The organism is Rugamonas sp. DEMB1, assembly GCF_029834475.1.
GTDB lineage: Bacteria > Pseudomonadota > Gammaproteobacteria > Burkholderiales > Burkholderiaceae_D > Rugamonas > Rugamonas rubra.
In genome coordinates, this window is sequence record NZ_CP122407.1 from 1,040,418 (window position 1) to 1,053,381 (window position 12,964).

The window sequence follows — 12,964 nt, forward strand, 5'->3', positions numbered from 1 at the left end:
TGCGCGCTCGCGCGCCTTCTTGCCACGTCGGTCCACGCCGACGCCGGCAGAGCATTGTCTAGTTTCGAGGTAACCCAGCATGAACACCAACAAAAACATCAACAAGAACGTCAACAAAAACATCAACAACAGCGTCGGTAAAACCATCCGCAAGACCGTCTTCGCCAGCGCCGCCGCCGTGCTGTGCGCGCAGGCCCTGGCCGCGTCGCCCGCCGCCGTCGAGCCGACCCTGGCCACCGTCACCGTCAACGCCAGCCGCGACGCCCTGGCGCTCGACCAGGCCAACGGCACCGGCTCGCGTCTGGGCCTGACCGCGCGCGAGACGCCGGCCTCGGTGGCCGTCGTCGACCGCGCCACCATCGAGTTGCGCGGCGCCGACAACACCCAGGAGGTGCTGTCGAGCGTGCCCGGCGTGACCGCCGCCGCGCCGCCCGGCTCGGCCGGCACGGTCTACTACCGCGGCTTCGGCGCGTCCAGCCTGAGCCAGCTGTTCAACGGCATCACGCCGCAGTACGACGCCATCGCCGCGCGCCCCATCGACAGCTGGATCATCGAGCGGGTCGAGGTGATCGGCGGGCCGTCGACCTACCTGTTCGGCGCCGGCGCCGTCGGCGGCTCGATCAACTATGTGAGCAAGCTGGCGCAGCGCGACGCCGACCTGTTCGAATGGCGCGTCCGCTACGGCTCCTTCGCCAACGCCGACCTGGCGCTGGGCCTGAACCGGCGCCTGGGCGAGGCCGCCGGCGCGCGCCACGCCGTGCGCTTGGACGTCAACCGCAGCCACAGCGACGGCTATGTCGACGGCCAGCGGCGCGACGCGCTGAACGCGGCCGCCTCGCTGTTGAGCGACTTCGGCCCCAGCCTGAGCCACACGCTGGCGCTGGAATACCAGCACGAGCATGTCGACCGGCCCTACTGGGGCACGCCGCTGCTCAAGCCGGCCGTCGGCGACGCCGGCATCGACCCGGCGACCCGCTTCAAGAACTACAACTCGGCCGACGGCGTGTACGAACAAACGGTGCGCTGGGCCCGCTCCCTGCTTGAATACCGCCTGTCGCCCAACACCACGCTGAAGAACACCGTCTACCACTACGACGCGCTGCGCGACTACCGCAACGTCGAGACCTACGCCTTCAACGCCGCCAACACGGCGGTGCTGCGCTCGGGCGCCCTGTTGCAGCGCCACGACCAGCAGCTGCGCGGCGAGCGCATCGAGTGGGCGCACAAGGGCGCGCTGGGCGGCATGGCGGCCGACTGGTCGGCCGGCCTGGACTACAGCCGCAACACGCAGACGCGCTTCCCGCTGTCGGTGTCCGGCCCGTTCGGCAGCGTCGATCCGCTGTGGTTCAGCACCGAGCGCTTCTTCGACGTGCCCGGCATGACGCCGGGCTTCACACCGGACCGCACCAACCAGGTCAACACGCTGGCGCTGTTCCTGGAGAACCGCCTGCGCCTGCGACCCGACCTGGCGCTGGTGACGGCGCTGCGGCACGACCGCATCGACATCGCGCTGCGCAACCACAAGGCCGCCAGCGCCAGCAACCCGGCGTATTTCGAACATGACTACCGGCCGACCACGGGCCGCCTCGGCTTGATGTACGATCTGACGCCGCACGCCAACGTCTACGTCCAGTACAGCACGGCGGCCGATCCGCCGGCCGGCATCCTCAGCTCGGTTTCGTACAGCCAGGCGCGCGACTCCGAACTGACCACCGGCCGCCAGTTCGAGCTGGGCAGCAAATTCGACTACCTCGACGGGCGCGGCAGCGCCACGCTGGCGGCCTACCGCATCGAGCGCAAGAACCTGGCCATCGCCGACCCGGACCATCCCGGCGCCACGCTGCCGGTCGGCCAGCAATCGTCGCGCGGCGTCGAGGCGGCCACCTCGTTCAAGCTGAGCCCGAGCTGGCAGGTGCAGGGCAACCTGGCCTACACCGACGCGCAGTACGACGCCTTCGTCGAGAGCGTCGGCGGCGTGGCCGTGTCGCGCGCCGGCAAGACGCCGGCCAACATTCCAACCTGGGTGTCGAACCTGTGGCTGAGCTGGAAGCCCAGCGCGGCGCTGCAACTGGGCCTGGACGCGCGGCGCGTGTCGCGCCGCTACGGCAACACGGCCAACAGCGTCGGCGACGCCGGCTACACCCTGTTCGGCGCCAGCCTGAGCTACCAGCTGCGGCGCAACACCCAGCTCACCGTCCGCGTCAAGAACCTCACCGACAAGATCTACGCGGCCAACGTCGGCGCCAGCAGCTTCTATCTGGGCGCGCCCCGTTCGCTGGACCTGACGCTGCAGTCCTGGTACTGATGGAGGTGTGCGCATGAAGCGTCAAATCTATCTGCTGCACCGCTGGCTGGGCATCGCCTTGTGCCTGTTCATGGCGATGTGGTTCTTCTCCGGCGTGGTGATGATGTACGTCGGCTATCCGAAACTGACCCAGGCCGAGCGGCTGGCCGCGCTGCCCGAGCTGGACGGCGCCGCCTGCTGCGCCTCGTTGCAGCGCTGGCTGGACAGCGCCGGCCGCAGCGAGGCGCCGACCGCGCTGCGCCTGACCACGGTGGCGGGGCAGCCGCGCGCGCTGCTCGGCTACGCCAACGGCGCCGGCCACGGCAAGGGCGGCGGCCGGACCGAGCTGGTGGCGCTGGACGGCGCCGAGGGCGGCCGCGTCGACGGCGCCACGCCGGCGGCGGCGTTGGCGGCGGCGCGCGCCTTCATGCCGGGCGTCGCGACGAGCTACCAGGACCTGGTCGCCGACGGACCCTACACCCTGTCGAAGGCGCTGGACGGCTTGCGCCCGCTGCACCGCGTGCAGATGGACGACGAGGCGGGGACGCGGCTGTACGTTTCGGCGCGCACCGGCGAGGTGGTGCGCGACGCCAGCGCGGTGGAGCGCGACTGGAACTGGGTGGGCAGCTGGATACATTGGCTGTACCCGTTCCGTGGCGGCGCCACCGATCCGCTGTGGAACGGCATCGTCACCTACACCGCGCTGGCGGCCACCGTGCTGGCGCTGCTGGGCATGCTGGTGGGGGTGTGGCGCTGGCGCTTTTCCGGCACCTTCCGCAGCGGCTCGCACTCGCCCTACCGCGAGCCGTGGATGCGCTGGCACCACGTGCTGGGGCTGGTGTTCGGCACCCTGGCGCTGGGTTTCATCCTCAGCGGCCTGCTGTCGATGAATCCGTTCAAGGTGTTCGACTCGGGCGCGCCGAAGGCGGCCCAGGCGGGCCGCTTGGGCGCCGCCCAGTTCGCGCTGCCGGCCGGCGAGGCCTTGCGCCGTCTGGCCGCCGGCGGCTTCGCCACGCGCGAACTGGAATGGCGCGTGGTGGACGGCGCCGGCTACTACCTGGCCTTGGACGGGCAGGGCGGCACGCGGCTGTTGGCCGCCGGCGCGCGGGCCGATGTCGATGTCAACACGGCGCCGCCCTTCGCCGCGTTCGACATGGCGCGGCTGCGCCAGCTGGGCAGCACGCTGCTGGCGCCGCACCGCATCGTCGCGGCCGACGTGCTGCGGCAGTACGACAGCTACTACTACAGCCGCGAGGCGCACACCATGACGGGCGGTCCGCGCCACCTGCCGGTGCTGCGCCTGAAGTTCGACGATCCCTATGACAGCTGGTTGTACCTGGACCCGGCCACTGGCGCCGTGGTCAAACAGGTCGACGGCAGGCAGCGCGCCAAACGCTGGTTGTTCGGCCTGCTGCACAGCTGGGACTGGGCGCCGCTGATCGAGCGGCGCCCCTGGTGGGACTTGTGGATGGTGGCGATCAACGCCGGCGGTCTGCTGGTCAGCGTCAGCGGCATCGTGCTGGCCTGGCGCCGCCTGCGTCCGCGCGCCGCGCGGGCGCGCGCCTGAGGACGGGCGGCCGGCGACAGCGCGCCGGCCGCCGCCACCCTAGGGCTTGCTGGCGTCGAACACCGGGTTGACCGGCGACGGCCCGAACGAGGCGTACGGCAGCACGGCCGTCTGGTTGACGCCCGGCTTGCTCCAGTCGCACACGCCGTTGGGGAAGATGGCGTTCAGGCGCGCCAGGCGGGCGGCGTCGAAGGCCACCTTGTAGTCGGCGGCGGCGACCGGCTTCAGCTCGCACTTCAGCTTGTCCGCCGCGAGCGGGCCGCCGGCCTGGGCGCGGGCGAAGCTCCACGACGGCCACAACGCGTTGCAGCTGCCGGCCGCGCCGCCGCTGCCCAACGTTTGCGTCTGTGCGATGAACTGCGGGTTGCTCGAGTTGCTGAAGCAGCCGTCGACCGCCTCGGCCGGTTTTTGCGCGATCATCTTGTCGCGCTGCGTGCCGGCGCCCTTGTCGGCCTTGTAGGCGGCCACCCATTTGATGAAGGCGGCCCAGCCGTCGGCCTGCGCCTTGGCGTTGACGGCGGCGCGTTCGGCCATGCCCGGCGTGCTCTGGCCGAACAGGTCGGCGAAGCTGATCCCGCCGCGCCACATCACATGGTTCTTGCTGTCGCCGTTGGCCTTGAGCAGGCGCTCGCGCACGGCGAAGTGGAACCACTGGTAGTGGAAGAAGTTGTCCTCGTCGTAGATGTAGGACAGGTCGAACACGGGGATCGCCGCCAGGCCGCCGCCACCGCCCAGCTGCAGGCCGGACTGGTAGGCGCGCTTGATGGCGCCGGCGTCGCCGACGGTGCGGGCGGTGGTGTAGTTGCCGTCGCCGTCGTAGCCGCCGATCTTCTCGTTCAGGTCGAGGAACTGGTCGGGCGTGATGCTGCCGTCGTTGAGTTGGGCCAGGCCGTACTGCACGCCGACGTTGTCGAAGGGGCGCAGGGCGTAGCCCTTGGCGTCGACGCCGTAGACGTTGCGGTTGATGTCGAACACGGTGGCGCGGGCGCCGCGCGGGTTGGTCAGCGCGTCCCAGCGCTGCGCCGCCGGCACGGCGGCGTTGAAGGCGCCGGCCAGGTAGGGGCCGCCGAAGGAGCCGGCGGTGGGGATGGTCTCGACCCGGCCCGAGACCGGGTCGGTGCGGCCCGACTGCACCGCCATGTCGTACCAGGCACGGGCCGACTTGTGGCCGGACACGCCGACCATCTGCGCCTCGCCGACCAGGCCGGACTGGCTGGAGGTGTAATAGTGGTTGAGCAGCTTGTCGTCCATCGAGGACAGGGCGATGGCCAGCGCGTCGGGGAAGGTGGCGTCGATGAAGACGCCGTCGAACAGGCCGGGGAAAGCGTCGGCCACCTGTTCGCTGGTGTAGGCGCCGCCCGAGCTGCCGACGCTGACGGTGAAGGCCGGCACGCCGAAGGTCTCGATGAAGCGCTCCTTGCCCATCATGGTGGTCTCGCCGGCGACGGTGGCGTTGCAGCTGTTGGTCGGATGGTTCAGGGTGTTGGTGAACACGGCGTAACCCTCGCCAAGACGGGTCAGGTAGGTGCCGGTGTAGGGGCTGACGCCCATCGCCGCGCCCTGCACGTACCAGCCGGACGAGCAGCCGCTGCCGTGCACGGCGATCAGCCGCCTGTTCCAGCCGGCCGGCGGCGCCAGCGGCGTCGGCGCGGCGTCCTTGGCCGGGTTGAACAGGATGGCGTTCTGGTAGACGCCGCGGTTCATGGTGCCGGTTTCGACCCGCACCACGAAGGGCACGTTGGCGCCGGCGCTGGTGGTGGTGGTGGCGACGTCGGCCGGCAGGGCGGCGCCGGCCGGCAGCGGCTTGAGCGCGCCGCCCGCCGTCGAGCGGTACAGGTAGTGCACCTTGGTCGGCGCCGAGCAGGCGGCGTCCGTCGCCGCGCCCAGCTTGCTGCCGTCGGGCAGCGCGAAGTCCTGCGTCTGGCAGTTGTAGGGCGTGGTCTGCGGGCCGGACAGCACCGGCCCGCTCAGCGGGTAGTTGCTCAGTTGGACGGTGGCGCTGTCGCCGCCGTAGCTGCTGCTCAGGGTGTTGGCGCCGACTTTCATGTTGGCCACCAGGCCGACCAGGTGGCGCGGCTTGGCCGGGTCGGGGCGGAAGGCGTCGCCGACCTCGGCGCCGTTGAGCAGCACGTGCAGGGTTGGCGTGGCGCCGCCGACGATCTCGGGCAGGCCGATCTCGACCAGGGCGTCGCCGCCGGTGACGTACTCCGCCTTGGACGACAGCAGGGTGATGGTGGGGGCGGCCTTGTTGTCGCCATGGTCGTTGGGATTGTTGCCGCAACCGGCGATCAGCGTGGCGCCGGCGACGGCGGCGACGGCATATTTCCTGAGGTTTTTGTCGGACATGTGGTTTCCATTGGATAGTCGGAATGTGCTCGCGCCGGGCCGCCCGTTTCCTCAAGGGAAATAGGCGTCCATCAACGCAAGCAACAATATTGACATATTAAATATTACTTTAGGCAATGATTTTGTCTAAAGCAATATTTCTGTGGAAACTATCTAACGGAATGTGACTTTTCCCCCGGCGCTGTGTGTCGCGCGGCCGGCGGCCCCCGCTTGCGGCGCCCGCTTGCGGCCCCCGCTTGCGGCCCCCGCTTGCGGCTGCGCTAGTTGACGGTGAAGCGCTGCGGGATCTCGATGCCGCCCAGGCGGGCCGCCTCGGCGTAGGATTGCATCTGGCGGATCGCCGCCGCCAGCTGGTCGGGGCTGGGGTCGGCCTGGAAGGTCTTGATGGTTTCGTTGAGCAGGGCGACTTGCCTGCTCCATTCGAGACGGTTGATGGTGCTCATACGGCCTCCTTTTTGTTAAAGGACTAGTATGGCATAAATTACATTGTTTCTCAGCGCAGAACGCCGTTGAAGAACAAATCCAGCCCGTCTTTGACGCGGCGCAACTTTTCCTCCGTCGTCGGCTGCTGCTCGGGCGGGAACAGCAGGCGGGTCAGCTGGTCGCCGAGGATGCAGTTGATCAGGTGCACGGCCAGCATCTCCGGCGGCAATTCGCTGCGCAGTTGGGCCTTGATGTCGGGCCGGGAGAACAGGCGCGACAGCAGTTCGCGCGTCTGCACCGGGCCGGCCTGGTTGAAGGTGGTGGCCAGCTCGGGCGTGCTCTTGGCCTCGGCGATGACCATGCGGTGCAGGCTGACGAAGGAGGGCACCGAGACCAGGTCGACGAAGCGGATCGAGAAGTCCATCAGGATCTCCTCGATCGGCCGGGTGTCGGTCTCCATGCTGCTCATGCCGGAGAAGTAGCGCGCCCGGCCCTTGGCGATGACGGCGTTGAGCAGGCCGGCCTTGCCGCCGAACTTGACGTAGATGGTGCGCACGGCGACGTGGGCCTCGCGGGCGATCATCTCCAGGCTGACCTTGCCGTAGCCCTTTTCCAGGAACAGGCAGGCGGCCGTGTGCAGCAGGCTCTCCAGCCGGGCCTCCTTGTCGGCGGCGCGCGGGCGGCCGGCGACCTTGCCGCAGCAGGCCAGTTCCAGGTCGTTGGCGACCAGCTCGGAGAGGGCGCCGGAGGCGTGCTCGGCCGTCTGGTCGGCTGGTTTTGAGGGGGCGGTTGTGTTCATCGGGTGCAATGGTAGTGGATGGCGATAATGTAGTCCAGTTCAAAATGAAATGCAATCGTTTCATTTCTTGACGTGGCGCAATTTTTGGCGAATAATGAACCTATCCCATTTCATTTCTGGAGCGCCGCATGTCCACCCAGCACAACCAAGCAGAACAACAAGTGCTCAGCGCCGTACACCCGGCGTCCGCATCGATTCAGGCCGGCACGCCGGCCGCCAACGCGCCGGCCGCCGCCGCGCCGAACCGCCGCGTGCTGGTGGTGGCCGGCGTCATCGCCGTGGCCGCCCTGCTGGCCGGCGGCCGCATGTGGTACCGCAGCCATTACTTCGTCGAGACGGAGAACGCCTATATTTCCGGCCACGTCCATCCGGTGTCGTCGCGCGTGGCCGGCGTGGTCACCCGCGTGCTGATCGAGGACAACCAGCTGGTCAAGCAGGGCGACGTCATCGCCGAGCTGGACCCGGTCGACCAGCAGGTCAAGGTCGAGCAGATCCAGGCGCAGATCGCCAGCGCCGAGCAGCAGGTGGTGCAGGCCGAGGCGCAGATCGCCCAGGTGCAGGCGCAGGCCAGCGCCGCCGGCGCCCAGGTGGCGCAGTCGGAGGCCCAGCTGCTGCGCGCCAAGCAGGACGCCGAGCGCTACGGCCAGTTGTACAACAGCCAGATGAAGGCCGTTTCCAAGGCCGAACTGGACGCCGCCAACGCCGGCCGCTCCAGCGCCATGGCCGACCTGGCCGCCAAGCGCGACAACGCCGGCGCCGCCAAGGCGCAGATCGCCTCGGCCGGCGCCTCGCGCGAGGTGTTCAAGGCCCAGGTCAACGTGCTGCGCGTGCAGCTCAAGGACGCCCAGCAGCAGCTCGGCTACAACCGCATCGTCGCGCCGGTCACCGGCCGCATCGGCAAGCGTTCGATCGAGGTGGGCCAGCGCGTCCAGCCGGGCCAGTCGCTGACCGCCATCGTGCAGCAGAACGTTTGGCTGACCGCCAACTTCAAGGAAACCCAGCTGGCCGAGCTGCAGCCGGGCCAGCACGTCAGCGTGAAGATCGACGCCATGCCGGGCAAGACCCTGGTCGGCACCGTCGACAGCTTCGCGCCGGCCTCCGGCGCCCAGTTCGCCCTGCTGCCGGCCGACAACGCCACCGGCAACTTCACCAAGATCGTCCAGCGCGTGCCGGTCAAGATCGTCTTCAAGCCCGAGGACATCAAGGCCATGAACGGCCGCCTGGTGCCGGGCATGTCGGCGCTGGCCGAAGTGGAAGTGAACCAAACCGAACACGCTAAAGCGGCCGCGACGGCGGCGGCACCCGCGGCAGCCACGGCACACTAAGGGAAGCTGCGATGACCAGCACCACGCAGACCCTGCCGCCCGGCGCCAAGCCGCTCGGCCCGCCGATGGTGGGCGAGCATGTCTCGATGCGCACCTGGCTGGCGGTCGCCGCCGGCATGTTGGGCGCCTTCATGGCGGTGCTCGACATCCAGATCACCAACTCCTCGCTGAAGGACATCCTCGGCTCGCTCTCGGCGACGCAGGAGGAGGGCTCCTGGATCGCCACCGCCTACCTGGTGGCCGAGATCGTCGTCATCCCGATGACGGCGCTGCTGACCCGCGTGTTCACCATGCGCGGCTACATGATCGGCACCACCGCCCTGTTCCTGCTGTTCTCGACCCTGTGCGGCTTCGCCTGGAACCTGCCGAGCATGATCGCCTTCCGCATGATGCAGGGCTTCACCGGCGGCGCGCTGATCCCGATGGCGATGACCCTGGTGATGGCCAAGCTGCCGCCGTCCAAGCGCGCCACCGGCATGGCCATCTTCGGCCTGACCGCCACGCTGGCGCCGTCGATGGGGCCGACCTTCGGCGGCTACCTGAGCGAGCTGTATGGCTGGCCGTCGATCTTCTACATCAACTGGGTGCCGGGTCTGCTGCTGATCGGCGGCATCGCCTACGGCCTGGACCGCGAAAAGGTCCAGCTCGACCAGCTGTTCAAGGCCGACTGGCTGGGCATCGCCTTCATGGCCGTCGGCCTGGGCAGCCTGACCGTGTTCCTCGAGGAGGGCAATTCGAAGGACTGGTTCGACTCGCTGTTCATCATCACCTTCGCCGCGCTGGCCGTCATCGGCCTGCTCGGTTGGACCGTCACCAGCACCACGCGCAGCCAGCCCTTCGTCAACCTGGGCCTGTACGGCCAGCGCAACTTCCTCGCCGCCACCGCGCTGTCGGCGGCGATGGGCATGGGCCTGTACGGCTCCTCCTTCCTGCTGCCGCTGTACCTGGGCCAGATCGCCGGCTACTCGCCGATGCAGATCGGCGAGGTCATCATGTGGGCCGGCCTGCCGCAGCTGTTCATCATGCCCTTCGTGGCCAAGCTCTCGTCCAAGGTCGACAACCGCATCCTGTGCACCTTCGGCCTGCTGCTGTTCGGCGGCTCCTGCCTGATGAACGCCTACATGGACGCCAGCACCGGCTACGACCAGCTGCTGCTGTCGCAGGTGGTGCGCGCCATCGGCCAGCCCTTCGTCATGCTGACGCTGTCGAACTTCGCCATGAACGGCATCACGCCGAAGGACATGCCGTCGGCCTCGAGCCTGATCAACATGACGCGCAACCTGGGCGGCTCGATCGGCATCGCCCTGCTGGCCACCGCGCAGAGCACCCGCGAGCACTTCCACTCGCAGCGCCTGGGCGAGGCGGTCACCGGCTTCGCCGGCGCCACCCAGGAGCGGCTCGACGCGCTGACCCAGTCCTTCGTGGGCAGGGGCTTCGACGCCACCAGCGCCGCCGACATGGCGCTCAAGGCGGTCGACGGCATCGTCCGCCGCGAGGCCTATGTGATGGCCTACAACGACGGCTTCTTCCTGACGGCGGCGGTGCTGTTCGGCTGCATCTTCGTCCTGTGGTTCTCGGACAAGGTGAAAGCTCCTTCCAGCGGTGGTGGCGGCGGCGCGCATTAGGCGCGAACCACACCAAGCGAAAACGATTTATACAATATTCTGAGGTAAACACCATGTTGACAGGTTTTAAACGCATGACACTGGCCGCAGCCGTCGCGCTGGCAGTGGGCGGCTGCGCCACCGTCGGTTCCGACTTCGCCGCGCCGCAGGCGGGCGCCGAGACCGGCTTCCGCCACCAGGCCGCCGCAGCGTCGGCCGAATCGGCCCGCCTGCCGGCGCAATGGTGGACGGTGTTCGGCGACGACTCGCTGAACCGGCTGGAGCAGAGCGCGCTGCGCGACAACCCCGGCGTCAAGGCGGCCGCGCAGCGGCTGCTGCAGGCGCGGGCGCAGGCGGGCGTGACCCGCGCCGACCAGGGCGTGCAGGCCAACGTCAGCACCTCGGTGGCCAATTCGCGCACCTCGGCCAACACCTCGCAGGGGCTGGCGCTGGGCAACCGTTCCATCGAGGGCAACCAGTACGCGGTGGGCGCCTCGATGTCCTACGAGCTGGACCTGCTGGGCCGCGTGCGCCGCATGGTCGAGGCCTCCGACGCCCAGGCGCTGGCGGCCGAGGCCGACCGCGACGGCGTGCTGCTGCTGTTGTCCTCGCAGGTGGCCAGCACCTACTGGCAGTTGCGCGGCATGGACGCCGAGCTGGCCATCCTGCGCGGCGCGCTGGACACCCGCCACGAGACCGAGCAGCTGGTCACGGCGCGCTTCGACGCCGGCCTGTCGAACGAGTTGGACGTGTCGCGCGCCCGCATCGAGAGCGCCAACGCCCAAGCCGATCTGCACGAGATCCAACGCCAGCGCAAGCTGCTCGAACACAGCCTGGCGACCCTGGTGGGTGCCTCGCCGTCCACGCTGCAACTGCCGGCTGCGGCCGGCAGCGCCTTGCCGCCGCCGCCGGCCATTCCGGTCGGCCTGCCGGCCAGCCTGCTGGCCCAGCGTCCCGACCTGGCCGGCAGCGTGGCCGGCCTGCGCGCCGCCAACGCGCAGATCGGCGTTGCCGAGGGCGCGTTCTACCCCACGCTCAGCCTGACCAGCAATTTCGGCTTCGCCTCGGAGAACCTGCGCGAGCTGGCCAAGGGCGGCTCGCGCCAGTTCAGCATTGGCCCGCTGGCGTTGTCGCTGCCGATCTTCGACGGCGGCCGCAACCGCGCCAACCTGGCCGTGGCCAAGGCGCGCTACGAGGAGGCCGTGGCCAACCACGAGGGCAAGCTGCTGACCGCGCTGCGCGAGGTGGAGGACGCGCTGTCCGACGTTGAACAGCGCCAGCGCCAGGGCCAGGCCCAGGCGGCCTCGCAGGTGGCCTCGGCGCGCGCCTACCTGGTGGCGCGGGCGCGCTACGAGCGCGGCGTGTCGAGCTACCTCGACGTCACCGACGCCCAGCGCAGCGCGCTGTCGGCCGACCGCGCCGCCGCGCAGATCAACACCCAGCGCCTGCTGGCCGCGGTGGCCGTGGCGCGCTCGATCGGCGCCGGCTGGCAGGCCTCGCCGGCGCTGGCGTCGGCCACGCAGGGCGCCGCCAAGGCGCAGTAAGAAGCAGCAAGTAGCGCGCCGGCGGCGCCACAAGCAGGGTCAGACTCCCCGCCTTGGCGCTAGGGTCTGACCCTGGAGCTGCTGAAGCTGCTCCGCCGGGCACCAACCCTCTTCGGGCGGCGTTCGCCGCCCGCTCCCTACGCGGAAGAGGCCAGCGGCAAACGTGCCGCTGGCCCGAAGCGTTCCAGCATGAAGTCGATGAAGGTGGTCAGCTTGGGCGTCGCCTGGCGGTCGCGCGGATACACCAGATGCATCGGCTTGGGCGCCGGCAAATACTCCTCCAGTATCGGCAGCAGCCGGCCCGCCGCGATATCCTGCGCCAGCAGCACCTCCGCCTGCATCACAATCCCAAAACCGCACAGCGCCGCCATGCGCAGCGCCTGGCCGTTGTTGGAGCGGAAGCGGCCCGGCGGGATCATCTGCGCGCCGTCGCTGCCGTCCAGGCGCCAGCGCAGGCTGTGCTGCCACGGCGTGAAGTCGAGGCATTCGTGCTCGGCCAGTTCGCTCGGCCGCCGTGGTCGGCCGCGCCGCGCCAGATAGTCCGGCGAAGCGCAGATCACCATCGCATACGGGAACAGGGCGCGCGCCACCATGCTCGAGTCCTCCAGCCTGCCGATGCGGATCGCCGCGTCGTAGCCCTCGTCGACCAGATCGACCGTGCGGTCGTTCAAGTTCAAATCCAGGCTCACCTCCGGGTGCAGCGCCAGGTAATCGGTCATGGCCGGCCCCAGCCACTCGCTGCCGAAGGAAACCGGCGCGGTGATCTTCAGGCGGCCGCGCGGGGTGGCGCGCATCGCCTCGGCGCCGCTCTCGGCGGCGGCGATCTGCGCCAGGATGGCGCGGCACTGCTCGGCGTACTGCTGGCCGATCTCGGTCAGGCTCTGGCGTCGCGTGGTGCGCGTCAGCAGGCGCGCGCCCAGGCGCTCCTCCAGCTGCGCGATGTGCTTGCCCACCATGACGGGCGAGATGGCGCGGGCGCTCGCCGCGCCGGTGAAGCTGCCGGCGTCGACCACGGCGACGAAGACTTCCATGCTGCGTAGCTTGTCCATCGATTGCACACTGTAGGTTAGTA

The 12,964-nt window shown here is 69.4% G+C and carries 9 protein-coding genes; 5 read left to right on the plus strand and 4 right to left on the minus strand.

Annotated elements, in window-relative coordinates:
• The first annotated feature begins 79 nt into the window (after positions 1-79).
• Both QC826_RS04730 and QC826_RS04735 read left to right on the plus strand, forming a co-directional pair.
• Positions 80-2,305: a TonB-dependent receptor gene (locus tag QC826_RS04730; RefSeq protein WP_279764630.1), complete on the plus strand. Its 2,226-nt coding sequence runs from the start codon at positions 80-82 to the stop codon at positions 2,303-2,305.
• 13 nt (positions 2,306-2,318) lie between these two features.
• Entirely contained in the window at positions 2,319-3,851 is a 1,533-nt protein-coding gene (locus QC826_RS04735) for a PepSY domain-containing protein (protein ID WP_279764631.1), read from the plus strand.
• A gap of 39 nt (positions 3,852-3,890) precedes the next feature.
• Here the strand turns inward: QC826_RS04735 and QC826_RS04740 are convergent, their stop codons facing one another.
• The 3 genes from QC826_RS04740 to QC826_RS04750 form a co-directional block, all read right to left on the minus strand.
• Positions 3,891-6,197: a DUF6351 family protein gene (locus tag QC826_RS04740; RefSeq protein ID WP_279764632.1), complete on the minus strand. Its 2,307-nt coding sequence runs from the start codon at positions 6,195-6,197 to the stop codon at positions 3,891-3,893.
• Positions 6,198-6,457: 260 nt separating this feature from the next.
• Entirely contained in the window at positions 6,458-6,640 is a 183-nt protein-coding gene (locus QC826_RS04745; protein WP_279764633.1) for a hypothetical protein, read from the minus strand.
• A gap of 50 nt (positions 6,641-6,690) precedes the next feature.
• Complete coding sequence (locus tag QC826_RS04750) at positions 6,691-7,419, minus strand: TetR/AcrR family transcriptional regulator (RefSeq protein ID WP_279764634.1); 729 nt, start codon at positions 7,417-7,419, stop codon at positions 6,691-6,693.
• A 128-nt stretch (positions 7,420-7,547) separates the two neighbouring features.
• Between QC826_RS04750 and QC826_RS04755 the strand changes: the two genes are divergently transcribed.
• The 3 genes from QC826_RS04755 (at position 7,548) to QC826_RS04765 (ending at position 11,892) form a co-directional block, all read left to right on the plus strand.
• Positions 7,548-8,744: an HlyD family secretion protein gene (locus tag QC826_RS04755; RefSeq protein ID WP_279764635.1), complete on the plus strand. Its 1,197-nt coding sequence runs from the start codon at positions 7,548-7,550 to the stop codon at positions 8,742-8,744.
• An 11-nt stretch (positions 8,745-8,755) separates the two neighbouring features.
• Positions 8,756-10,369: a DHA2 family efflux MFS transporter permease subunit gene (locus tag QC826_RS04760; protein WP_279764636.1), complete on the plus strand. Its 1,614-nt coding sequence runs from the start codon at positions 8,756-8,758 to the stop codon at positions 10,367-10,369.
• Between the two features lie 74 nt (positions 10,370-10,443).
• Positions 10,444-11,892, plus strand: coding sequence for an efflux transporter outer membrane subunit (locus QC826_RS04765; protein ID WP_279764637.1), 1,449 nt, complete (start codon positions 10,444-10,446; stop codon positions 11,890-11,892).
• 137 nt (positions 11,893-12,029) lie between these two features.
• Here QC826_RS04765 and QC826_RS04770 read toward each other — a convergent pair whose 3' ends face one another.
• A complete protein-coding gene (locus QC826_RS04770) occupies positions 12,030-12,941 on the minus strand; it encodes a LysR family transcriptional regulator (RefSeq protein WP_279764638.1) in 912 nt (303 codons plus the stop codon).
• Between the last annotated feature and the right edge of the window lie 23 nt (positions 12,942-12,964).